This window comes from Geodermatophilus sp. SYSU D01045, from assembly GCF_054050295.1.
This window is the reverse complement of sequence record NZ_JBJGZB010000006.1, coordinates 14983-36499: the sequence shown is the minus strand read 5'-3', so window position 1 is coordinate 36499 and position 21517 is coordinate 14983. Positions and strand designations below refer to the sequence as shown.

Annotated in this window: 23 protein-coding genes; 14 read left to right on the top strand and 9 right to left on the bottom strand. The window is 77.1% G+C overall.

What is annotated here, in order from left to right; genetic code table 11:
• The first annotated feature begins 35 nt into the window (after positions 1–35).
• A complete protein-coding gene (locus tag ACI798_RS06695) occupies positions 36–890 on the top strand; it encodes an SDR family oxidoreductase (RefSeq protein ID WP_457047530.1) in 855 nt (284 codons plus the stop codon).
• A 92-nt stretch (positions 891–982) separates the two neighbouring features.
• Positions 983–1384, top strand: a complete 402-nt coding sequence (locus ACI798_RS06690) for a TspO/MBR family protein (protein WP_457047529.1) — start codon at positions 983–985, stop codon at positions 1382–1384.
• A gap of 7 nt (positions 1385–1391) precedes the next feature.
• On the opposite strand, the gene ACI798_RS06685 is transcribed toward ACI798_RS06690, so the two are convergent.
• Complete coding sequence (locus ACI798_RS06685) at positions 1392–2291, bottom strand: LysR family transcriptional regulator (protein ID WP_457047528.1); 900 nt, start codon at positions 2289–2291, stop codon at positions 1392–1394.
• A gap of 72 nt (positions 2292–2363) precedes the next feature.
• Between ACI798_RS06685 and ACI798_RS06680 the strand changes: the two genes are divergently transcribed.
• Together ACI798_RS06680 and ACI798_RS06675 are read left to right on the top strand one after the other, a co-directional pair.
• Positions 2364–3323, top strand: coding sequence for an EamA family transporter (locus tag ACI798_RS06680; protein ID WP_457047527.1), 960 nt, complete (start codon positions 2364–2366; stop codon positions 3321–3323).
• A 162-nt stretch (positions 3324–3485) separates the two neighbouring features.
• Entirely contained in the window at positions 3486–4493 is a 1008-nt protein-coding gene (locus tag ACI798_RS06675) for a hypothetical protein (protein ID WP_457047526.1), read from the top strand.
• Between the two features lie 16 nt (positions 4494–4509).
• On the opposite strand, the gene ACI798_RS06670 is transcribed toward ACI798_RS06675, so the two are convergent.
• The gene (locus ACI798_RS06670; RefSeq protein WP_457047525.1) at positions 4510–4980 is read right to left on the bottom strand and encodes an N-acetyltransferase family protein; all 471 of its coding nucleotides are present in this window, start codon (positions 4978–4980) and stop codon (positions 4510–4512) included.
• A 77-nt stretch (positions 4981–5057) separates the two neighbouring features.
• Complete coding sequence (locus ACI798_RS06665) at positions 5058–5477, bottom strand: hypothetical protein (RefSeq protein WP_457047524.1); 420 nt, start codon at positions 5475–5477, stop codon at positions 5058–5060.
• A 165-nt stretch (positions 5478–5642) separates the two neighbouring features.
• On the opposite strand from ACI798_RS06665, the gene ACI798_RS06660 reads away from it, so the two are divergent.
• The gene (locus ACI798_RS06660) at positions 5643–6146 is read left to right on the top strand and encodes a DUF2505 domain-containing protein (RefSeq protein WP_456943263.1); all 504 of its coding nucleotides are present in this window, start codon (positions 5643–5645) and stop codon (positions 6144–6146) included.
• 3 nt (positions 6147–6149) lie between these two features.
• On the opposite strand, the gene ACI798_RS06655 is transcribed toward ACI798_RS06660, so the two are convergent.
• Positions 6150–6347, bottom strand: coding sequence for a hypothetical protein (locus tag ACI798_RS06655; protein ID WP_456943264.1), 198 nt, complete (start codon positions 6345–6347; stop codon positions 6150–6152).
• Between the two features lie 37 nt (positions 6348–6384).
• The gene (locus ACI798_RS06650) at positions 6385–9540 is read right to left on the bottom strand and encodes a carboxyl transferase domain-containing protein (RefSeq protein WP_457047523.1); all 3156 of its coding nucleotides are present in this window, start codon (positions 9538–9540) and stop codon (positions 6385–6387) included.
• Positions 9541–9624: 84 nt separating this feature from the next.
• Between ACI798_RS06650 and ACI798_RS06645 the strand changes: the two genes are divergently transcribed.
• Both ACI798_RS06645 and ACI798_RS06640 read left to right on the top strand, forming a co-directional pair.
• The gene (locus ACI798_RS06645; protein WP_456943266.1) at positions 9625–9759 is read left to right on the top strand and encodes a hypothetical protein; all 135 of its coding nucleotides are present in this window, start codon (positions 9625–9627) and stop codon (positions 9757–9759) included.
• Positions 9760–9799: 40 nt separating this feature from the next.
• On the top strand, positions 9800–11017 hold the full coding sequence (locus ACI798_RS06640; protein WP_457047522.1) for a serine/threonine-protein kinase: 1218 nt from the start codon (positions 9800–9802) through the stop codon (positions 11015–11017).
• Here ACI798_RS06640 and ACI798_RS06635 read toward each other — a convergent pair.
• A complete protein-coding gene (locus ACI798_RS06635; protein WP_456943268.1) occupies positions 10988–12040 on the bottom strand; it encodes an ion channel in 1053 nt (350 codons plus the stop codon). The two genes, ACI798_RS06640 and ACI798_RS06635, sit on opposite strands and share 30 nt — an antisense overlap.
• A gap of 96 nt (positions 12041–12136) precedes the next feature.
• Between ACI798_RS06635 and ACI798_RS06630 the strand changes: the two genes are divergently transcribed.
• Entirely contained in the window at positions 12137–12643 is a 507-nt protein-coding gene (locus ACI798_RS06630; RefSeq protein ID WP_456943269.1) for a mycothiol transferase, read from the top strand.
• A gap of 246 nt (positions 12644–12889) precedes the next feature.
• Positions 12890–14071 carry an acyl-CoA dehydrogenase family protein gene (locus ACI798_RS06625; RefSeq protein ID WP_457047521.1) on the top strand — a complete coding sequence of 394 codons (1182 nt, stop codon included), beginning with the start codon at positions 12890–12892 and terminating at the stop codon, positions 14069–14071.
• A gap of 9 nt (positions 14072–14080) precedes the next feature.
• Here the strand turns inward: ACI798_RS06625 and ACI798_RS06620 are convergent, their stop codons facing one another.
• Positions 14081–14350: a hypothetical protein gene (locus tag ACI798_RS06620; protein WP_457047520.1), complete on the bottom strand. Its 270-nt coding sequence runs from the start codon at positions 14348–14350 to the stop codon at positions 14081–14083.
• Positions 14351–14483: 133 nt separating this feature from the next.
• On the opposite strand from ACI798_RS06620, the gene ACI798_RS06615 reads away from it, so the two are divergent.
• A complete protein-coding gene (locus tag ACI798_RS06615; protein ID WP_387984944.1) occupies positions 14484–14789 on the top strand; it encodes a hypothetical protein in 306 nt (101 codons plus the stop codon).
• Between the two features lie 193 nt (positions 14790–14982).
• Here the strand turns inward: ACI798_RS06615 and ACI798_RS06610 are convergent, their stop codons facing one another.
• Positions 14983–15441 carry a MarR family winged helix-turn-helix transcriptional regulator gene (locus ACI798_RS06610; protein WP_457047519.1) on the bottom strand — a complete coding sequence of 153 codons (459 nt, stop codon included), beginning with the start codon at positions 15439–15441 and terminating at the stop codon, positions 14983–14985.
• Positions 15442–15461: 20 nt separating this feature from the next.
• Here ACI798_RS06610 and ACI798_RS06605 point away from each other — a divergent pair, with 20 nt between their 5' ends.
• The 4 genes from ACI798_RS06605 (at position 15462) to ACI798_RS06590 (ending at position 19926) form a co-directional block, all read left to right on the top strand.
• On the top strand, positions 15462–16502 hold the full coding sequence (locus tag ACI798_RS06605) for an ABC transporter substrate-binding protein (RefSeq protein WP_457047518.1): 1041 nt from the start codon (positions 15462–15464) through the stop codon (positions 16500–16502).
• A gap of 76 nt (positions 16503–16578) precedes the next feature.
• Positions 16579–18024 (top strand): APC family permease, encoded by a 1446-nt coding sequence (locus ACI798_RS06600; RefSeq protein ID WP_456943274.1) that lies wholly within the window; start codon positions 16579–16581, stop codon positions 18022–18024.
• Positions 18021–19043 (top strand): acetamidase/formamidase family protein, encoded by a 1023-nt coding sequence (locus tag ACI798_RS06595; protein ID WP_456943275.1) that lies wholly within the window; start codon positions 18021–18023, stop codon positions 19041–19043. Before ACI798_RS06600 ends, ACI798_RS06595 begins: the two co-directional genes overlap by 4 nt.
• Before the next feature lie 103 nt (positions 19044–19146).
• The gene (locus ACI798_RS06590; protein WP_456943276.1) at positions 19147–19926 is read left to right on the top strand and encodes an esterase/lipase family protein; all 780 of its coding nucleotides are present in this window, start codon (positions 19147–19149) and stop codon (positions 19924–19926) included.
• On the opposite strand, the gene ACI798_RS06585 is transcribed toward ACI798_RS06590, so the two are convergent.
• Positions 19896–21494 carry an FAD-dependent oxidoreductase gene (locus ACI798_RS06585; protein WP_456943277.1) on the bottom strand — a complete coding sequence of 533 codons (1599 nt, stop codon included), beginning with the start codon at positions 21492–21494 and terminating at the stop codon, positions 19896–19898. The genes ACI798_RS06590 and ACI798_RS06585 overlap by 31 nt on opposite strands.
• Positions 21495–21517: the final 23 nt, after the last annotated feature.

Here is a 21517-nt window from a genome sequence, read left to right as displayed (position 1 = left end):
TCCGGTCGGCAGGCCGGACTGCCGATGCGGGTGCCGTGGACACCGAGCAGCGCACCGTCCTGGTCACCGGGTGCTCCTCCGGGCTCGGCCTGGAGACCGCCGTCGAGCTGGCGAGCCGCGGCTGGCACGTCGTCGCCTCGATGCGCGACCCCGGCCGGCGGGCGGCGCTCGACGCGCGCACCGGCGAGGCGGGGCTGGAGCCGCTGGACGTCGTCCGGCTGGACGTGACCGACGCGGAGTCCTCCCGGCGGGCGGTCGAGGAGACCCTCGGGCTGACCGGCGGGCGGCTCGACGCGCTGGTGAACAACGCCGGCACCGCGAGCGGGGGCGCGTTCGAGGACACCGACGAGGAGGAGTGGCGCCGGGTCCTCGACACCAACCTGCTCGGCGCCCTGCGGCTCACCCAGCTCGCGCTGCCGGTCATGCGGCGGCAGCGGGCCGGGCGGCTGGTCCTCGTCTCCAGCGACTCCGCCCGCTACGGCAACCCCGGGCTGTCGCTGTACTGCGCGTCGAAGTGGGCGCTGGAGGGCTGGGCGGAGTCGCTGGCCTACGAGGTCGAGCCGTTCGGCGTCCGGGTGGTGCTGGTCGAGCCGGGCAACTACGACACCGCGATCTGGGCGACGACGCCGCGCATCACCCCGCCCGGCAGCCCCTACACCGGCCTGCTGCAGACCGTGGAGCGGTTCGTCGAGGAGGAGCACCTCCCCCGCTCGCGCGACCCCCGCGAGGTGGCCCGCGCGATCGCCCGCGCGCTGGACGCGGACCGCCCGCGGTTCCGGGTGACCGTCGGCCCCGACGCGAAGCTGGCCGCGGTGCTCGACAAGGTGCCGTACCGGGTGGCGGCCGCCGCCGTCCGCCGGGTCACCGGCCTGCACCGCTGGAAGCCCTGAGCTCCCTGGGCGGGTCCGTCGCCCACCGCGCAGGCTGGAGCCGTGCGACGCCCCCTGCTGACCTCCTCGGCCGCCTCGGCCTGACCGCCCTGGTGGGCTCGGCCGGGACCGACGTCGGCTCGTCCTGGTACCGCGGCCTCGACAGGCCGCGCCGGCAGCCGCCCGGCCCGGTGTCCGGGATCGCGTGGACGGTGCTCCACGCGCTGCTGGCGTTCGCCGGCGGGCGCGTCCTCGGGCGCGGCGCTCCCCCCGACGCCCGGGCCCTCGCGGCCGACCTGGTGCTCGACGCGGGGTGGACGTGGGCGTTCTTCCGCGCGCACCGTCCGCCGCTGGCCGCGGTGGAGGCGGCGCTGCTGGCGGCCTCGACGGCCGACCTCACCCGGCGCGGCGCCCGGCTGGACCGCGCCGCGGGCCGGGCCCTGCCCCCCTACGCCGCCCGGACCGTCTTCGCCACGGTCCTCAGCGCCGAGATCGCCCGCCGCAACCGGCGCTGACCGGGCCTCACCCGCCCGCGACCTCTGCGGCGACGTCGACGAGGGCGTCGAGCACGCGGCGGACGACCAGCCGCTCGGCGGTGTCCGGCCGCAGCAGCGCGTCGACCTGCCGCCCGGCCCGCACGCCCACCAGCGGCAGCAGCCGCACGCCGGGGTGGCCGCCGCGGGTGAACCGCGGCAGCAGCGAGACCCCGTGGCCGTCGGCCACCAGCGCCTCGACGACGGAGAAGTCGTTGATCCGGTGGGTGATCCGCGGCGCGGTGCCCGACCCCGCGGCGACGGCGGCCAGCACGGTGGCGACCGGGAAGCCCTCGCGGACGGCGATCCAGTCCTCGTCCACAAGGTCCCCGGGCCGCACCCGCGACCGGCCGGCCAGCGGGTGGCCGCGGGGCACGGCGACGTCGAGCGGCTCGCGCAGCAGCGGGACGACGCGCAGCCCCGCGGCCGGCCACTGCGCGCCGTCGGGCCGGTGGGCGACGACGACGTCGACCCGGTCGGTGAGCGCCGGGAACTCGTCGAGCGCGACGTCCTCGTCGGAGCACTCGACGGTGATGCCGCCGAGCTCGCGCACCCGGGTCAGCAGCGGCGGCAGCAGCAGCTGGGCGCCGCTCTGGAACGCCGACACCCGCACGGTGCCCTCGGGGCGCTCGAGGAAGGCGGCGCAGGCGGCCCGCGCCCGCTCGACGGCGACCGCGACGTCGACCGCGGCCTCGGCCAGCGCCTCCCCCGCCGCGGTCAGCCGCAGCCCGCGCCCCACCCGCTCGGTGAGCGGCACGCCGGCCTCCCGCGTGAGGGCGGCCAGCTGCTGCGACACCGCCGACGGCGTCAGGTGCAGGACGGCGGCCGCGGCGGTGACGCCGCCCTGCGTGCGCACCGCGCGGAGGGTCTCCAGCGCGCGGACGTCCATGCAGCGACGCTACATCGTCGTGTCAGGAGTTCTCGCTGGTGCTGGAAGGTCGCGGGGCGCACGCTCGACGTCGTGCCGACCCGCGACCGCCTGCTCGCCGTTCTCGTGGCCGTCGTCTGGGGACTGAACTTCCCGGCGATCCACCTGTCCCTCGAGCAGTTCCCACCGTTCTTCCTCGTCGCGCTGCGGTTCGCGCTGGTCGCGGTCCCGACGGTGCTGCTCGTGCCGCGGCCCGGCGTCCCGTGGCGGTGGGTGCTCGGCTACGGCGCCGGCTTCGGCGTCCTGCAGTTCGTCTTCCTCTACGTCGCGATGGACACCGGCATGCCGACCGGCCTCGCCTCGCTGGTGCTGCAGTCCTCGGCGCCGTTCACGGTCGTGCTGGCCGGGCTGCTGCTCCGCGAGCGGCTGACCGGGCGACAGGCGGCCGGGGTCGGTCTCGCCGTCGTCGGCCTGGCCGGCATCGCCGTCCACCGGGCCGGGCTGGACGGCGGCGCCACGCTGCTGCCGGTGCTGCTGACCCTGTGCGGCGGCCTCGGCTGGGCGCTGGGCAACCTCTGCAACCGGCAGGCGCGCCCGGCGAGGCCGTTCCGGCTGATGCTCTGGATGACCGTCGTGCCGCCGCTGCCGATGCTCGCGCTGTCGCTGGCCACCGAGGGCCCGGCCCGCATCGGCACGTCGCTGACGACGCTCGGGACGACGACGGGGCTGCTCGCGCTGGCCGGCCTGCTGTTCACCGTCGTGGTCGCCACGCTGCTCGGCTCCGGCATCTGGACGGCGCTGATGAGCCGGCACCCCTCGGGCACCGTGGCGCCGTTCTCGATGCTGGTGCCCGTCGTCGGGATGGGGTCGGCGTGGCTGTTCTTCGGCGAGCGGTCGCCGCTGGTCGAGCTCGCCTGCGGCGCCCTCGTGGTGGCCGGCGTCCTGTTCGGCAGCCGCCTCCCGCGGGTGCCGTCCGACGCGACTCCCCCACAGGCGGCGGCTTCGTCCACGGGCCCGGTCCCCGTCGGTCAGGAGCCGGCCGGGCGCCCGTGACCGGACGAGGGCCCAGGACGGGTCGGACCCGGCCCCCCAGAACCGGGGTGTTCGTGCGACACACGGGTGAACGGCGCCCGGCGGCACGCCGGGTCGCGTAGACGTACGGAACGGCCCGGGTCAGGATTGGCCGGGCCGGTGACGGCTCAGGGGGGAGCGTCCATGGACAGGAAGCGACGCGGGGTCCGATCCGACCGGTGGATCCCGGGGCTCGGAGCCGGCGCGTGCGCGCTCGGGATGGCGGCCGCGCTGGCCGCGGTCTCCGGGCCCCCGGTCGCCGGTGCGGTCGGAGCGGACCCGACGTCGGCCGAGGCCCAGACCCGGCGCGGCGGCTCCGGGGACGGCCTGACCGAGAGCGGCCCGCTCGTGCTGCCGAGCATCGGCGTCACCGCGCCCGGGTTCGAGGACGGCTGGGCGCCCGCGGCCGCCACCCGGCCGGCAGTGGACGACGACGTCGACGGGTCCTCCCCCGGCTCCCTCTCGCGGAACGCGTTCCCGCGCGGGTCGTCCACCGACGGCCGGTCGCTCCCGACCGAGGTCCCCACCGAGCCCGCGCCGGCGGCTCCTGCGCCCGTCGACCCCGCGCCCGTCGACCCCGCGCCCGTCGACCCCGCGCCCGTCGACCCCGCGCCCGTCGACCCCCCGCCCGCTGCTCCGGCCCACCCGGCGCCGGGTCCCCCGGTTCCCGTGGCTCCCGCGGTCGAGGCGCCGGCGGACCCGCCCGCTCCGGTCGAGCAGCCGCCGGTCGAGGAGCCCCCGGCACAGCAGCCATCGCCCGAGCAGCCGCCGGCCGAGGAGCCCGAGGGACCGCCCGCGCCGGTGGACGCCGCGCCGTCGGCGCCGGCCGAGCAGCCCCCGGTCGAGCAGCCGCCCGCCGAGCAGCCGCCCGCCGAGCAGCCGCCCGCCGAGGAGCCGTCGTGCGGGGACGCCGGGACCACGACCGCGGACCCGACCACCGACCCGGCTCCGGACCCGGCAGCGACCCCCGCTGCCGATCCGGCGGCGGACCCGGCCGCCGACCCGGACGCCACGGCGCCCGAGTGCCCGCCGGACCCGGCCTGCCCCGAGCCGCCCGCCGACCCGGCGACCGCGGAGTCCACCGAGTCACCGGCGCCCGAGGAGTGCACCGCGGTGGAGGCCCCCGCCGCCGACCCCGTCCCGGTCCCCTGAGCCGGGCGCTGGTCCCTCAGTCCAGGTCCCGGACGTACCAGACCTCCCGCAGGCGCCGGCCGGCCCACTCCCGCTCGACCACCTCGCCCGTCGGCCGCCACCCGGCCCGCTCGTAGAAGGCGCGCGGGCCGCTGTTGCGCTCCTCGGTGCGCAGCCGGGCGCGGTCCCACCCGGCCGTCCGCAGCAGGTCCAGGACGGCCGCCAGCAGCGCCCGCCCGGTGCCCCGCCCCTGCTCGGCGGGGTCCACGTAGAGCAGGGCGACCTCGCCGGTCGTGACGTCGGCCCGCCCGAACCCGACGACGACGCCGTCCCGCTCGGCCACGACGAACCCGTCCGCGGAGACCCGCTCGCGCCAGAGGGACACGTCCGGCTCGGCCAGGACGTCGCCGAGGAACGCCGACCACGCCGCCCGGCCGGCCCGCGCGTGCACGCCCGCGACGGCGACGGCGTCCGCGGGACCCGCCGGCCGGATCACCACCTCGCCCACGGCCGCAGTCTGGTCCGCGGGACGGCGGAGGCCCGTCACCCGGGTCGGGTGACGGGCCTCCGTGGACGGTGGTGGGGTCAGCGCTCGGCGGACTCGACGAAGCTGCTCACGCACTCGCCCTGGTTGCGGAAGGCCGGGAGGGTGCTGCGAGCCCAGCCGCCGTCCTTGCACTGCTGCTCGCCCGTCAGGCGGACGTCCGCGGCGAAGGTGTGGGTCGTGCCGGCGAACGACATGGACTCGATGACGCCGTCACCCTCCACCCCGGACCCCAGCGGGAAACCGAAGGCGAGGACGCCGGCCGGCCGGTCGGCGACCGAGTCACCGGTCATGCCGGTCCCGCCGGGGAACGCGGACCCCCACCAGTCGAGCGTGGCGTGGACCGTGCTCCCCCCAGTGGTGCCGGGCTGCACGGCGGGAGCATCGGCGGTGACGAACGGCTTGGCGCTCCCGAGGGACAACCACCACTCCGTGCCGTGGTCGTCCGGCTCACCGACCACGCCGAGCGGGGTGTTGGTGAGCCGGACGACTACGGCACGCCAGGTCGCCGGGACGCCACCACCCGGCAGGCCGGAACACGCGTCCGGACCAGCCGTCCCACCGTCCCCGCGGGCCCCGCGGACACCCCGCCGGGCGGCCCGCGGGGGCACGGCCGAGGATGGGGCGTGCCCATCGACGCCACCACCAGCTACACCGCCGCCCCCGACCGCGTGTTCGCCGAGCTCGTCGACGAGGTCTTCCTGCGTGAGGTCGCCCAGGCCCTGGACGCCCAGGTGCACGAGGTGTCGAGCGAGGCGAACGGGACGGGCACCACGACCCGGGTGCGGCTGTCGGCGGCGACCACGGGCATCCCGCCGGTCTTCGCCCGCTTCGTGGGGAAGACGGTCCCGGTCACCGAGACGACCACCTGGCGGCCCGACGGCGACGGCGGCTACCGCGGTGCCCTCGACCTGCGCGCCGAGATCATGGGCCGCGAGGCCCGGGTCACCTGCGAGCGCCGGCTGACCCCCGCGGCCGGCGGCGGCACCCGCGCCACGGTGACCGGCGACGCCACGGTCGACGCGCCCTTCATCGGCCGCCAGGCCGAGTCCGCGGTCCGCGACCTGGTCACCCAGGTGGTGCTGCGGCGCGAGCACGAGGTGCTGCAGCGCCGCCTCGGCGAGAGCTGAGGCTCAGGGCGCGCTCGCGCCCCAGCGCGCCACGTCGCTCCCGGCGTCGTCGACGAGCACGTACTCCGCGGCACCGGGCGGGTCGTCCGCGCGGTGCCGGGCGACGACGTCGACGGCCTCGGTCTCGGCGGTGGTCGCGTCGGCGGCGTCCCACTCGTGCAGGACGGCGCCGTCCCCGGTGGTCAAGCGGAACTGCGGCATGGCCGGACGGTAGCCGCGGGCACCGCCGGCCGCCCGCTCACGCGAGCCCGGCCAGGGCGCGGACCAGCACCTCCCGGGTGTCGGCGGGGTCGACGACGTCGTCCACCTCGAACGCCGACGCGACGTTGAGCGCCTTGCCCTGCGCGTAGGACGCGGCGACCAGCTCGGCGAACCGGACCTCCCGGTCCGCGGGCGGCAGCGCCGCCAGCTCCCGCCGGTACCCGAGCCGCACCGCGCCCTCCAGGCTCATCGGCCCGAACTCGCCGGTGGGCCAGGCCAGCGTGAGCAGCGGGACCTGCAGGTCGCCGCCGAGCATCGCCATCGCGCCCAGCCCGTACGCCTTGCGCAGCACCACCGCCAGCAGCGGGACGCCGAGCTGCGCCCCGGCCACGTACAACCCGCCGAAGCGGCGCACGGTGCCGGTGCGCTCGGACTCCGGGCCGACCATGAACCCCGGGGTGTCCACCAGCGACACCACCGGCAGCCCGGCCGAGGAGCACAGCCGCAGGAACGCCGCCGCCTTGTCCGCCGACTCGCCGTCGATCGCGCCGCCGAGGTGCCGCGGGTCGTTGGCCACGAACCCCACCGGCCGCCCGTCCAGGCGGGCCAGCGCGGTGACGACGCCCCGCCCGAAGGACGGCCGCAGCTCCAGCACGCTGCCGGCGTCGGCGAGCGTGGCGACCACCGGTCGCACGTCGTAGCTGCGCACCCGGTTGGCCGGCAGCGCCGTCCGCAGCGGCCGCTGGTCGGCGGCCTCCCCCGGCACGACCCGGCCGGCCAGCAGCGCGACCGCCTGCCGCGCGGCGGCGACGGCCGCGGCGTCGTCGGGCACCACGACGTCGACGACGCCGTTCGCCGCCTGCACCGCCGTCGGCCCGACGTCCTCCGGCGCGACGACGCCCAGCCCGCCGGCCTCGATCATCGCCGGGCCGCCCATCCCGATGCTGCTGTCCTCGGTGGCGATGACGACGTCGCAGCAGCCGACCAGCGCGGCGTTGCCGGCGAAGCAGTACCCCGAGACGACGGCGACCGTGGGCACCCGCCCGGCCAGCCGCGCCATCGTGGTGAAGGTCGGGACGTCGAGCCGGGAGAAGCCGCCGCCGTCGGTGTCGCCGGGCCGCCCGCCGCCGCCCTCGGCCACGAGCACCACCGGCAGCCCGCGCTCGGTGGCGACCTCGAGCAGCCGGTCGGTCTTGCGGTGGTTGGTGCGGCCCTGGGTGCCGGCCAGCACGGTGTAGTCGTAGACGAGGACGGCGCACGGCACGCCGCCCACCTCGCCGATCCCGGTGACCATGCCGTCGGCGGGCGTCCGTGCGACCAGCTCCGCCAGCGTCCGGCGCGCGCGCTGGGCGGCGATGCCCAGCTGGCCGTACTCGACGAAGGTGCCCTCGTCCACCAGCGCGGCCACCGTCTCCCGCGCGGTCATCCGGCCGGCCTCGTGCCGGCGGGCGACCGCCTCGGGCCGGGCCGCGTCGAGGGTGGCGGCGCGCCGCTCCTGCAGCTCGGCCAGCTCGGGGCGGATCACGTCGGGGTCGTCCTGGGACGGGCCAACGGCGGCGTCGACCTCGCCGGGGACGAGCCCGCCGAGCACCGCCCCCGCGGTCACGACGTCGCCCACGCGGACCGCCAGCCCGGTGACCACGCCGCCGGCCGGCGCGGCCACGACGTGCTCCATCTTCATCGCCTCGAGCACCAGCAGCGTCGCCCCGGCGGCGACGGCGTCCCCCTCGGCGGCGGCCACCTCGACCACCGCGCCCGACAGCGGCGCGGTCACCGGCAGCACGCCGTCGACGGCCGCCGCGACCTCGGCCGGGCGGTCGGGCACCAGCTCGGCCAGGCGGGCGTCGACGAGGTCGGTGGTCGCGGCGCCGTCGGCCAGCCCGGGGAGGTCCAGCAGCGCGGCGAGCAGGTCCGCGTTCACCGGCACCCCGGCGACGTCGAGCTCGGCCAGCGCGCGGCGGCAGCCGGCCAGCGCCCGCGGCAGGTCGCGGTCGGCCACGACCACCTTGGCCAGCAGCGAGTCGTAGCGCGGGCCGACCTCGTCGCCGGCGACCACGCCGGCGTCCACCCGCACGCCGCGCCCGGTCGGCGGCACGAACCTCTCGAGCCGCCCGGCGCCGGGGTGCACGGTCCCGTCGGGCAGCAGCGTCTCGGCGTTGACCCGCGCCTGGACGGCGGCCCCGCGCGACGGCGGCGGCTCGGCCAGGCCGAGGTCCGCGAGCGTCGCACCCTCGGCCAGCCGGATGCCGACCTCGACCAGGTCGAGCCCGGTGACCTCCTCGGTCACGGTGTGCTCGACCTGCAGCCGCGGGTTGACCTCGAGGAAGGCCACCTCGTCGCCGCGGGCCCCGTCGTGGCGCACCAGGAACTCCACGGTGGCCAGCCCGCGGTAGGCCAGCGACCCGCACAGCGCGGTGGCGTACGCGGCCAGCCGGGCACGCAGGCCGTCGTCGAGCCCCGGCGCGGGGGCCACCTCGACCAGCTTCTGCCGCCGGCGCTGCAGCGAGCAGTCGCGGTCGCCGAGGGCCACCACGGCCGCGCCGTCGCCGGCCACCTGCACCTCGACGTGCCGGGCGCCGGCCAGCAGCCGCTCGACGTACACCGCGCCGTCGCCGAACGCCGCCCGCGCCTCCGAGCGGGCGCGCTCGAGCGCGGCGGGCAGGTCCGCGGGGTCGCGCACCGGGCGCATCCCGCGGCCGCCGCCCCCGGCCACCGCCTTGACCATCACCGCGCCGCCGTCGCCCAGGCCGGCGAGGAAGGCGGTCGCGGCGGCGAGGTCGGTGTCGCCGTCGGTGGCGGCGAGCACCGGCAGACCCAGCTCGCCGGCGCGGGCGCGGGCGGCGGTCTTGTCGCCGAGCAGGGCGAGTGCTGCGGCGTCCGGGCCGACGAACGCGACCCCGGCGTCCGCGCAGGCGCGGGCGAGGTCCGGGCTCTCGGCGAGGAAGCCCCAGCCGGGGTGCAGCCCGGCCGCGCCGGCGCGGACGGCGGCCCCGACGACGGCGCCGACGTCCAGGTACGCCGCCGGCCCCGTCCCGGGCAGGCGGACGACCTCGTCGGCGCGGCGGGCGTGCAGGCTCCCGGCGTCGTCCTCCGGCGCGACGGCGACGGTGGACAGGCCCAGGGCGGCGGCGCTGCGGAACACCCGGGCGGCGACCTCGCCGCGGTTGGCCACCAGCAGGCGGGTGATGCTCATCGGCGCCGGAGTCTAGGTGGCGCCGGTCACGCCCGCGGCGCCGTCCCGGGAGCGGACCGGCCGGCCCGCGGGCAGGCTGCGGGCATGACGACGCCGTCGCAGCCCGAGCCGGACCAGCCCCAGCCGCGCGACATCGCCCTCGAGATGGAGGACGCGGAGACCGAGGCCGCCCTCGAGGCGCGCAGCGAGCCCGAGTCGCCCCCGGCCGGGACCGACTGAGTCGGGGACGCCGGCGCCCCCGTGGGCGTACCGTCCGCCCATGTCCGCCGACACGGGTGCAGGGCGGCTGGTCGCCGGCCGCTACGCGGTCACCGGGCTGCTCGGCCGCGGCGGCATGGGCGTGGTCTGGCGCGCCACCGACCAGGTGCTGGGCCGGCCCGTGGCGCTCAAGGAGGTCACCTTCCCGGTCCACCTCGGCGACGACGAGCGCGCGGCGCTGCGCGACCGCACCCTGCGCGAGGCCCGCGCGGCGGCCCGGCTCGTGCACCCGTGCGTGACCACCCTCTACGACGTCGTCGAGGAGGACGGCCGGCCCTGGCTGGTCATGGAGCTCGTCGACTCCCGCAGCCTGCAGGAGATCGTGGAGCGGCAGGGTCCGCTGCCCTGGCCGACGGTGGCCCGCATCGGCCTCGACGTGCTCGCCGCGCTGGAGGCCGCGCACGCCGCGGGGATCGTGCACCGCGACGTCAAGCCGGCCAACGTGCTCGTCGGCCGCGACTGCTCGGCGCACCTCACCGACTTCGGCATCGCGGTCGCCACGGGCGGGCCGTCGATCACCACGTCCGGGGCGATCATCGGCTCGCCGTCCTACATGGCCCCGGAGCGGGCGCGGGGCGAGGAGCCCGGGCCCGCGGTCGACCTGTGGTCGCTGGGTGCCACGCTCTACACCGCCGTCGAGGGCCGGCGGGCCTTCGACCGGCCCGAGTCGATGGCCACCCTGCTGGCCGTCGTCTCCGAGGACCCCGCCCCGGCCGAGCGGGCCGGCCCGCTGGCGCCGGTGCTCGAGGGGCTGCTCACCAAGGACCCCGCCCGGCGCTGGGACGTCGCGCGGACGCGGGCCGCCCTGCAGGTCCTGTCCGAGCGGGCCGGGCCGGCTCCGGCGCCGGCGTGGACCCCCGCCGACGGGGGTCCGGGCCCCCGCGGCGACCGCCCGCACCCCGCCCCCGGGGACCGGGTCGAGCGCTTCGACCTCGACGACCTGCGCGGGCTGGCCTCGGTGCTCGGCACCGTCGCCCGGGACGCCCGGGACCAGGCGCGGTACCTCGCCGACCGGCACCGGGAGCGGCGCGCCGAGCGGCACGCCCGGGCCGCCGCTCCCCCGCCGGCACCGCCGCCGCCCCCGCCGCGGCCGGCACGCCGGCGGCGGCGGTTCCGGCGCCGCTGGGTCGTCGTGCCGGTGCTGATCGCGGTGCTCGCCGTGCTGGCCGCGATCGGCGGGGTGCTGGCGCTACTGGCCGCCGCGTTCGGCGTGTGGTGACCGGTCCAGCCGGGCGACGTCCAGCCGGTGCGCCGCGACGTAGTACAGCGTCGCGCCCTCCGGCACCGGGGTGTCCCAGGCGGGGCTGACCCGCAGGTCCTCGGCGGTCCGCAGCGCCAGCACCGTGGCGCCGTGGTCGCGGCCGAGGGCGGTCTGCCACTCGCCGAACGCCCGCGGCCGCGCACCGGCCGGCACCCGCAGCGAGTAGGTGTTGCCGTGCCCGCCCGCCGTCATGAGCTCGTTGTAGATCTCGGTCAGCCCGGGGTCGGCGGCCTCCTCCGACAGCAGGAAGGGCATGTGCCACTGCACGACCTGCACGCCGGGGTTGACGTAGCGGAGGGTGTCGCGCCGGCCCAGGTCGCGGACCGCGGCGACCATGTGCACCCGCGGGTTGGCATGGTCGACGGCGACCGCGATGGCCAGGGTCTCGTTGTCGTCGCGGCCGTCGATGACGACCGTGCGGGCGCGGGCCACGCCGGCGCGGATCATGACGTCGGCGTGGGTGAGGTCGCCGCGGACGAAGGAGACCGCCGCCTCCTCGGGCATCGGGTTGACCGTCACGTCGTCGTGGGCGCACAGCGCGATGCGGGTGCCCGGCTCGACGGTGAGCTCGGTGACGATCCGCTCGGTCCGCCCCGGGGTGTAGCCCAGGACGACGACGTGGTCCCGGAGGTCCAGGCCGACCACTCCTCTCAGTCGCCTGCCCCGCGTGGTCTGCAGGGCGCTGGCCAGCTCGGTGAACAGCAGGGTCAGCGTGACGATCCCGCCGACGACCACGTACGCGCCGACGATCCGGCCGCCGACCGAGGACGGGTACAGGTCGCCGTAGCCGACGGTCGCGGCGGTGATCACGAAGTACCACCAGTAGCTCCCCGGCTCCGTGATGCCGCTCTCGGCGGGCTCGAGCAGCGCCATCGCCGCCCAGCTGGTGAGGAACACCAGCGCGATGACCGCCAGCGGCAGGCGCCAGCCCGAGAGCCGGGCGCGGAGGGAGCGCAGCAGCCGCTGCAGGACGAACACCACCGTGCTGGCTCCCTCGACGGCCGGGCGGACACCGCAACCTACCGTCGGCCGGCCCCGGCAGGCGTCCCCCGCGAGCGGGACGGGTAGCGGCCGGTCATGCGGACCCGTGACCTGCTCACCTACGCCTACTCGCAGATCGGCGAGACCCTGTCCGCCGCCGTCGAGGGCCTGTCCCCCGACCAGCTCGCCGAGCGCGTCGGCCCGGACGCCAACCCGATCGGCTGGCTGGCCTGGCACCTGCTGCGGGTGCAGGACGACCACCTCGCCGACGTCGCGGGTACCGAGCAGGTGTGGACCGCGCAGGGCTTCGCCGGCCGCTTCGGCCTGCCCGTCGACGACGGCGCCACCGGCTACGGGATGAGCGCCGAGGAGGTGGCGTCGGTGCGGGTGCCCTCGGCGGAGCTGCTGCTCGAGTACGCCGACGCCGTCGCCGCCCGCAGCGGGGAGTTCCTCGGCGGGCTCACCGACGAGGACCTCGACCGCGTCGTGGACGAGCGGTGGGACCCGCCGGTGACCCTCGGCGTCCGGCTGGTCAGCGTGCTGTCCGACGACCTGCAGCACGTGGGCCAGGCGGCCTACGTGCGGGGGCTGCTCGGCGCCTGACCCGACCGAGCAGGTCAGGACGGCGGCCACGTCGGCCGCCGTCCTCCCGGCCGCGCCCGTCGCCTGCCGGCCCTCCGGGTCGACGCCGAGGTCGCGGCGCACGACCGCGGCGAAGCGGGCCGGCGCCGCGTCGAGCTCGGCGACCTGCGCGGGCGTCGGCCGCGGTCAGCGTGCCCGTGAAGGAGTCCGGGGCGACGACGATCCGCACGCCCGGCAGCATGCCCTGCCCGCGCGTAGCGTCGGGCCGTGCCTGAGACCGGGAGCACCGACTTCTACGCCCTCGAGGAGCTGCTCACCCCCGAGGAGGTCGAGATCCGCGACCGCGTGCGCGCCTGGTGCGACAAGGAGGTGACGCCGCGGATCAACGACTACTGGGAGCGGGCGGAGTTCCCGTTCGAGCTGGTGCCCGGGTTCGCCGCGCTCGGCATCGCCGGGGGCACGGTGCAGGGCTACGGCTCGCCGGGGATGAGCGCGGTCGCCGCCGGCCTGGTGGCCGCCGAGCTGGCCCGCGCCGACGGCAGCGTCGGCACCTTCAACGGCGTGCACAGCTTCCTCGCGATGCAGTCGATCGCGATGCTCGGCTCCGAGGAGCAGAAGGAGCGCTTCCTCCCCGAGATGGCGCGGATGGAGAAGATCGGCGCCTTCGGCCTGACCGAGCCGCAGCACGGCTCGGACGCCGTCGCCCTGGAGACCAGCGCCCGCCGCGACGGCGACGCCTTCGTCCTCGACGGGCAGAAGAAGTGGATCGGCAACGGCTCGATCGCCGACTACGTGCTCATCTGGGCGCGCGACGAGGAGGGCGCGGTCGGCGGGTACGTCGTTGAGAAGGGGACCCCCGGCTTCAGCACCCGGGTGATGACCGGCAAGACCGCACTGCGGGCGGTGTGGCAGGCCGAGATCACCCTCGACGGCGTCCGCGTGCCGGCCGAGAACAAGCTGGCGAACTGCCGCTCGTTCAAGGACGTCTCCACGGTGCTCGACCGCACCCGGTACACCGTCGCGTGGCGCGCGCTGGGCGTGGCGACGGCGGCCTACGAGCTGGCGCTGGCGCACTGCCTGCACCGGGAGCAGTTCGGGCAGCCGATCGCGGGCTACCAGCTGGTGCAGGAGAAGCTCGCGACGATGCTCGCCGAGATCACCACCATGCAGCTCATGTGCTGGCGGCTGTCCAGCCTGGCCGACGCCGGCCGGATGACCGCGGCGATGGCCTCGCTGGCCAAGCGGCACTGCTGCGCCACCGCCCGGCAGATCGTGGCCGACGCGCGCGACCTGTTCGGCGGCGACGGGATCCTGCTCGAGCACCACGTCGCCCGGCACCACGCCGACATCGAGGCGATCTACACCTTCGAGGGCACCGACCACGTGCAGGCGCTCATCGTGGGCCGGGAGATCACCGGCCTGTCGGCGATCAGCGGCCGGCGGCGCTGACCGCCGCGGTCAGCCGGCGCGGCTGAGCAGGGCCTGCTCCCGGGCCGGCCCGGACAGCCGCCGGCAGTCCGGGCAGCCGGTGCGCCCGGCACCGATGCGCTCCCACCGCTGGTGGCCCCAGATCTGCACGATCGACCCGCAGAGGGCCAGCTCCACCTCGCCGTCGCGCTCCGCCGCCGGCCGCGGCGACGAGACGGCGTGCCACGGGGTGCGCCGGGCGGCCGGAGTGCCCTGCTCCCAGCGGTCCGGACGGGCGAATCCGACCGCGAGTGGGTCCACGGGCTGCAGGTGCCCCGGACGGTCTCGGATCGATCCCCCGTCCGGGGGAACCGGCGGCGCGCCCGCACCCGGCACCGGGAGTGCGCCTGCGGCGTTACCGTCGGGAGGTCTGCGGAGCGGAGGAGCGACGACGGTGGAACCTGTCAGCCTGGTCATCGGTGCGGCACTGCTGGCCGCGGGCTTCGTGGCCGGCCGGCTCGGGCGCCGTCGTCCCGCGGGCCCGCCGCCCAACCCGACGCCGGTGTGCGGCTGCGGGCACACGCTGAGCCAGCACGACACCGAGACCAACACCTGCTACGCCGAGCTGCGCCGCGACACCTTCGACCGGCGCGGCCGGTTCGCCGGTCACACCTGGGTGCCGTGCACCTGCCGGCAGTACGTCGGCCCGCGCCCGATCGACGAGGTCTTCGTCCCCCGCATCCTCCCGCCGTCCGACTGACCGGGCGCCGGCGGCGGCCGCCGGTCCCACCACACGGCTCACGGTGAGTCGATCACCGGATGCGTGCCGCTCGCGCCGGCGTGTCGGCGCGTGTCGCGTGCACCCAGCCGATGATCAACGGGGCGGCGCGTCCCCGGTGCGACTGCAGCCCGCTGGATGCGACTGATCGCGGGGACGGGCGCCGCCGCAGGGGTCAGGCGGGCGGGTCGGCGAGGTCGGTGAGCGCGGCGACCAGCGCGGCGACCCGGTCGGTGCCGAGCTCGGTGGTCAGCGCGGCCTCGTGCGCGGACACCAGCGCCTCCAGCCGGTCCAGCCGGCCGCGGCCGAGCGTGGACAGGTGCACCCGCACGCGGCGGCCGTCCTCCGGGTCGGGCAGGCGGTAGGCCAGCGCGGCGTCGACCAGGCCGTCGACCATCCGGGTGGCGGTGGGCGCCGGGACGCACAGCGCCGCGCACAGCCCGCTCATCGTGCGGCCCGGTCCCGAGGCGAGCGCGCGCATCAGCCGGTAGGTCTCCAGCGTCGCGCCGTCCTCGGCGAGCACCGCCCCGACGCCGCGGGCGACCCGCCGCGAGACGACGGCCAGCAACTCGACCAGCGAGGCCGCGGGCGCGGCGGACGCCGCAGTGCCCGGAGCCCGCTGCTCGACCGCCATGGCCGCACCATACTCAGGAGGTGCCCGGACCGACCGTCCCGATGGAGGCGTGGGAGGCCGCCGTCGTCGGCCGCTCCCCCGACGTCGCCCGGATCGGGCTGGCCGTCCCGCTGACCGGGCCGCTGGCGATGACCGCGCCGTCGGCGCTGGACCTGGCCGCGCTCGCCGCCGACGAGGTCACCGAGGCCGGCGGGGTCCGCGGTCGCGCGGTGGAGCTGGTCACCGTCGACGCCGGGCGCCGCCCCGCCGAGGTGGCCGCCGACGTCGCCGCCCTGCACGCCGCCGGTGCGGTCGACGTCCTCGTCGGCTTCTCCACCAGCGACGTCTCCCGCGCGGTCGCCGCCGCGCTGGCCGGGCGTGCCGGCTACGTGTTCACCCCGCCGCACGAGGGCGGGCGCGGGTCCCGCGGGGCGCTGCGGATCGGCGCCTCCCCGCTGGTGCAGCACGCCGCCGCGCTCACCTGGCTGGTGCGCCACCGCCGCGCCCGCCGCTGGGTGCTGCTGGGCACCGACTACGTGTGGCCGCAGGCGGTGCACCGCGCCGCGCGGTCGGTGCTGCTCGACGTCGGCGCGGAGATCGCCGGCGAGCTGCTCGTCCCGTTCGGCCCGGCCGACCCCGGCCCGGCGCTGGACCTGGTCCGCCGCACCCGCGCCGACGCCGTGCTGCTCAGCCTGGTCGGCCGCGACCTGGTGGCCTTCAACCGCGCCTTCGCCCGCGCCGGGCTCGACCGCCGCGTCGTCCGGCTGTCCGGAGCGCTCGAGGAGAACGGCCTCTACGCCGTCGGCGGCGACGGCACGGGTGAGCTGTACGCCTGCATGCCCTCGTTCGCGGCGGCCGACGGTGCCGGCGACGAGGGACAGCTCGCCCTGCAGGAGCGGCTCGCGGCCCGGGTGGGGCCGAGCGCGCCGGTGGTCTGCGCCTACGCCCGCGGCGTGCACGACGGCGTCCGCACCGCCGCGCGTCTGCTGGAGACCGGCGCCCCCGAACCGCCGCGGATCCCCCGGCCGCGGCTGGCGCGCGCCGACGGGCTGGTGTTCCGCGAGGTCGGCGCGCGCGACTGACCCCCACTGCTTCCGATCGGAAGGAAGGGGCCTACCCTCCCCGCGTCCGGCCCCGAGCCGGCCGAGAGGAGGAGTCGTGACCGACCCCCGCACCACCCCGTCCGCGTACGCCACCGGGAGCACCGGTGCCGGCGCGACCCCGGCAGCCGGAGCCGCCGGCGTCGAGGAGTTCGGCTACCGCCAGGAGCTCAAGCGCTCGCTGACGTTCACCGACCTGCTGGTCTACGGCCTGGTCTTCATGGTGCCGATCGCGCCGTTCGGCATCTTCGGCAGCGTCTTCCAGGCCAGCGGCGGCATGATCGCCCTCGCCTACGCCATCGGCGGCCTGGCGATGGCCTTCACCGCGGCGTCGTACTCGCAGATGTCCCGGGCGTTCCCGATGGCCGGCTCGGTCTACACCTACGCCGGCCGTGGCATCGCCCAGCCGGTCGGGTTCATCGCCGGCTGGATGATCCTGCTCGACTACGTGCTCGTCCCCGGCCTGCTCTACCTCATCGCCGCGGTCGCGATGAACTCGATCGTGACGTCGATCCCGGTGTGGGTGTGGCTGATCGGCTTCGTCGTCCTCAACACGGTCGTCAACTACTTCGGCATCGAGTTCACGGCGCGGGTCAACAAGATCATGCTGGTCGCCGAGCTCATCGTGCTGGCGATCTTCCTGGTCATCGGCGTCGTCGCGCTGGCCTCCGGCGAGGGCCGCGGCTTCGACTTCTCGCCGATCTACAACAGCGACACCTTCTCGCTGGAGCTGGTCTTCGGCGCGGTGTCGGTCGCGGTGCTGAGCTTCCTCGGCTTCGACGGCATCTCCACCCTCGCCGAGGAGAACCGCGAGTCGGCCCGCTCCATCGGCAAGGCGATGATCGCCGCGCTGGCCCTGGCCGGGACGCTGTTCATCGTCCAGACCTGGGTCGCCGCGCTGCTCGTGCCCGACCCCGACACCCTGATCGCCGAGGGCGACGCCGCCGGCACCGCCTTCTACGACGCCGCCGAGGTCGCCGGCGGGGCGTGGCTGGGCACGCTGACGGCGATCGCGACGGCGGTCGCGTGGGGGTTCGCCAACTCCCTGGTCGCCCAGGCGGCCACCTCGCGGCTGCTGTTCGCCATGGCGCGCGACCGCCAGCTGCCCGGCTTCCTGCGCAAGGTGCACCCGACCCGCCGCGTGCCGGTCAACGCGACCTTCCTCGTCGCGGCCGTCTCCCTCGTGCTCGGCCTGTACATGGAGCAGCGCGAGGACGGCATCACGCTGCTGTCCACCCTGGTCAACTTCGGCGCGCTGTCGGCGTTCCTGCTGCTGCACGTCGCCGTCGTCTGGCACTTCATCGGCCGGATGGGGAGCCGCAACTGGTGGCTGCACCTCGCGGTGCCGGTCATCGGGTTCGGCATCCTGGCCTACGTCGTCTACAACGCCCAGGTGGCCGCCCAGGAGCTGGGCTTCGTGTGGCTCGCCATCGGCGTCGTGCTGATGATCGTCCTGATCGCCACGGGCCGGAGGCCCGAGATCCGAGCGGAGGAGAACCTGTGACGGCGTCCCTCGAGGTCGTCCCCCTGGAGCCGACCCCCGATCAGCTGCGCTACTCCTTCGGCGGCGGCGAGCCGCTGCTCACCGTGGCGCCGGGCACGGTGGTCGAGCTGACCACCGAGGACTGCTACGGCGGCAAGGTGCGCAGCGTCGAGGACCTGCCGAGCCAGGTGTGCAACTTCCCGTTCCTCAACCCGGTGAGCGGCCCGATCGCCGTCGAGGGGGCCGAGCCCGGGGACACCCTGGCGGTGCACCTGGTCGACGTCGCACCGGCGCGGGACTGGGCGGTGTCCAGCACGTTCCCGCACTTCGGCGCGCTCACCACCACCCACTCGACGGCGATGCTGCACGAGCCGCTCGAGGAGCTGGTCTGGCTCTACGAGGTCGACCGCGAGCGGGGCACCTGCCTGTTCCGCCCCCGCCGCGGCGGCCCGGAGGTGGAGCTCCCGCTCGACCCGATGCACGGCACGATCGGCGTCGCGCCGGCCGCGGGCGAGGTGTTCGCCAGCATCACGCCCGGCGCGCACGGCGGGAACATGGACACCCCCGAGGTGCGGGCCGGCACGACCGTCTACTTCGGCGTGAACGTGCCCGGCGGGATGCTCTCCCTCGGCGACGGGCACTGCCGGCAGGGCGAGGGCGAGGTGTGCGGCACCGCGGTCGAGTCGGCGATGCGCACGGTCGTCGTCGTCGACCTGGTCAAGGGCGGCGGGCCCGCGTGGCCGCGGCTGGAGAGCGACGAGTTCCTCATGTCGACCGGGTCGGTCCGGCCGCTGGAGGACGCCTACCGGATCAGCCAGCACGACCTGGTGACCTGGGCGGCCGAGCTCGCCGGCTGGGACCAGCTCGACGCCCTGCAGCTGGTCAGCCAGGCGGGGCTGGCGCCGGCGGGCAACGTCGTCGACACCAACTACACGATGGTGGCGAAGCTGGCGAAGCGGTACCTGCCCGGCGCGGTCGCGGCCGACGGCGTGCACGAGCGGCTGCGCGCCACCGCGGCGGCGTACCTGCAGGAACGCTGACCCCGGCGCCCGGGACCCGCCTTTCGCGCGCGGAAGGCGAGTCCCGGGCGCCCGACGGGGTAGCGGTGTCGCAGACGTGCCACCGCCGCCGGGAGGAGTGCCCGTGACCGACGCCCCGAACAGCCCGGAAGCCCGCCGCCGCCTGCTCGCCGCCACCGAGCCCGTGCGGGCCGCCGCCAGCGCCGGCGCGCTCGCGCTGACCTACCCGCTGCTGCGCGGCGCCCCCCGCGGCGAGCCGCACGGGGTGCTCGTGCTGCCGGGCCTGATGGCCTCCGACGTCTCCACCGCGACCCTGCGCCGCTGGCTGCGCGGCCTCGGCTACCCCGTGGTCGGCTGGGAGCTCGGCCGCAACCGCGGCCCCACCAAGGAGATCACCGACGAGCTGCCCCGCCTGGTGCAGCGCCTGGCCGACCAGCACGCCGGCCCGGTGAGCATCGTCGGGCAGAGCCTGGGCGGCATCTACGCCCGGCGGCTGGCGCTGCGGGTGCCGCGGCTGGTCCGCCAGGTGATCAGCCTCGGCTCGCCGTTCGGCCTGGCCGGCGGCCCGCCCGACGACAGCCCCGGCGCCCGCGCCTACGCCCGCTACCGCCACCTGCACGCCGTGCCGCGCGGGCGGGGCGGCCTCGGCGGCCTGCCCGTCCCGAGCACCGCGGTGTACTCGCGCTGGGACGGCGTCGTCGACTGGCGGGCCTGCCGGCAGACGCCCGGCCCGCGCGCGGAGAACGTCGGCGTGCACGCCAGCCACCTCGGGATGGGCCACGACCCGGCGGTGCTGTGGCTGGTGGCCGACCGCCTGGCCCAGACCCGCGACGGCTGGCGGCCGTTCACCCCGCCGGCCCGGCTGCGGCTGCTCTACACGAGCGAGGACGACGTCACCGGCTGACGGCGCCGCGCCCGCAGCACCGCGTCGGCGGCGTGCGCCGAGCCGTGCTCGTGCCCGCGGGCCTCCCGCGGCCGCGCCTCGGCCACCTGCACCTCCCAGTCGCCGGGGTCGAGCACCGCGGCCATCTGCCCGCCGGCGGCGTACCAGTCGGGCAGGCCCGGCCGCTGGATGCCGTGGGCGACGTCGCTGCCGTCGTGCATCGTCACCAGCAGCGTGCCGCCGGGCGCGACCGCCGAGGCCAGCGTCCGCAGCACGTCGTCGCGGGTGCCGGGCGGGAAGTGCAGGAACGAGGCGGTCACCAGGTCCCACCGCTCGTCGCCGGGCTGCCACGACGAGACGTCGACCTTGCGGGTCTCGATCCTCAGCCCGGCCGCCTCGGCCGCCGCGGCGGCGCGGTCCAGCGCGGTGCGGGAGAGGTCGAGCGCGGTCACCGCCCAGCCGCGGCGGGCCAGCCAGACGGCGTCGCCGCCCTCGCCGGCGCCGGCGTCCAGCGCGCGGCCGGGCGGCAGGTCGGCGGCCTCGGTGGCCAGGACGTCGTTGACGCGGCCGCTCCACACCCCGGAGCCGTGCGCGCGGTAACGCTCCTCCCACCACTGCTCGCCGTACTCCGGGTCGCTCATCGCGCGGATCACGTCGACGGCGGCCCGGGTGTCCTCGGCGACCAGGTCGGCGTTGACCTGCGCGCCGGCCATCAGCCCGGCGGCCGCGGCGCCGATCACCTGGGCGCTCGGGTCCGCGACGTTGCCGGCCGCCCACACGCCGGGCACCGCGGTGGCGCCGCGGGCGTCGACCGGCACGTGCGACCCGACGACCGCCTCGCCCATGCGGAACGGCTGCGCCTCCAGCCCGAGCCCGGTCAGCACCGCCGAGCGGGCGGTGAACCGCGGGGCCACGACGACGGCGGCGCGCGGCACCACCTCGCCGTCGGCCAGCCGGACGCCGGTCAGCCGGCCACCGTCGGTCTCCAGCGCCGCCACCTCGCCGCGCACCACCCGGATCCCGCGCGCGGCCAGCGCCTCGGCGGTGGCGTCGTCCGGCTCCGGCGCGGTGTGCAGGAAGAACACGACGTCGGCGCTCCACTGCCGCCACATCTGGGCCTGGTGCAGCGACATCGGGCCGGTGGCGACCACGCCGATCGCCCGGTCGCGCACCTCCCAGCCGTGGCAGTACGGGCAGTGCAGGACGTCGGTGCCCCACAGCTCCCGCACGCCCGGGACGTCCGGCAGCTCGTCGGTCAGGCCGGTGGTGACCAGCAGCCGCCGCGCGCCGAGCACCCGCCCGGAGGCGAGCTCCACGGTGAACGCGCCGGCCGCCCCGCCGACCGCGGTGACCGTGCCGTCGACCAGCACCCCGCCGTAGCCGGCGACCTCGGCCCGCCCGGCGGCGAGCAGGTCGGCCGGGGGCGTGCCGTCGCGGCCCAGGTAGTTGTGCATCTCGTGCGCCGGCGCGTTGCGCGGCGTCCCCTCGTCGACGACGGCGACCGAGCGCCGCGCCCGCCCCAGGGCGAGGGCGCCGGACAGGCCCGCCGCTCCCCCGCCGATGACCACCACGTCGTACGTCTCGTCCATGCCGCCCACAGTGCACCCGCCGT

Coding starts and splice junctions, on each gene's coding strand:
- ACI798_RS06585 (WP_456943277.1), bottom strand. CDS start 21,494: ATGGACGAGACGTACGACGTGGTGGTCATCGGCGGGGGAGCGGCGGGC.
- ACI798_RS06630 (WP_456943269.1), top strand. CDS start 12,137: ATGCGGACCCGTGACCTGCTCACCTACGCCTACTCGCAGATCGGCGAG.
- ACI798_RS06640 (WP_457047522.1), top strand. CDS start 9,800: ATGTCCGCCGACACGGGTGCAGGGCGGCTGGTCGCCGGCCGCTACGCG.
- ACI798_RS06645 (WP_456943266.1), top strand. CDS start 9,625: ATGACGACGCCGTCGCAGCCCGAGCCGGACCAGCCCCAGCCGCGCGAC.
- ACI798_RS06685 (WP_457047528.1), bottom strand. CDS start 2,291: ATGGACGTCCGCGCGCTGGAGACCCTCCGCGCGGTGCGCACGCAGGGC.
- ACI798_RS06675 (WP_457047526.1), top strand. CDS start 3,486: ATGGACAGGAAGCGACGCGGGGTCCGATCCGACCGGTGGATCCCGGGG.
- ACI798_RS06610 (WP_457047519.1), bottom strand. CDS start 15,441: ATGGCGGTCGAGCAGCGGGCTCCGGGCACTGCGGCGTCCGCCGCGCCC.
- ACI798_RS06655 (WP_456943264.1), bottom strand. CDS start 6,347: ATGCCGCAGTTCCGCTTGACCACCGGGGACGGCGCCGTCCTGCACGAG.
- ACI798_RS06650 (WP_457047523.1), bottom strand. CDS start 9,540: ATGAGCATCACCCGCCTGCTGGTGGCCAACCGCGGCGAGGTCGCCGCC.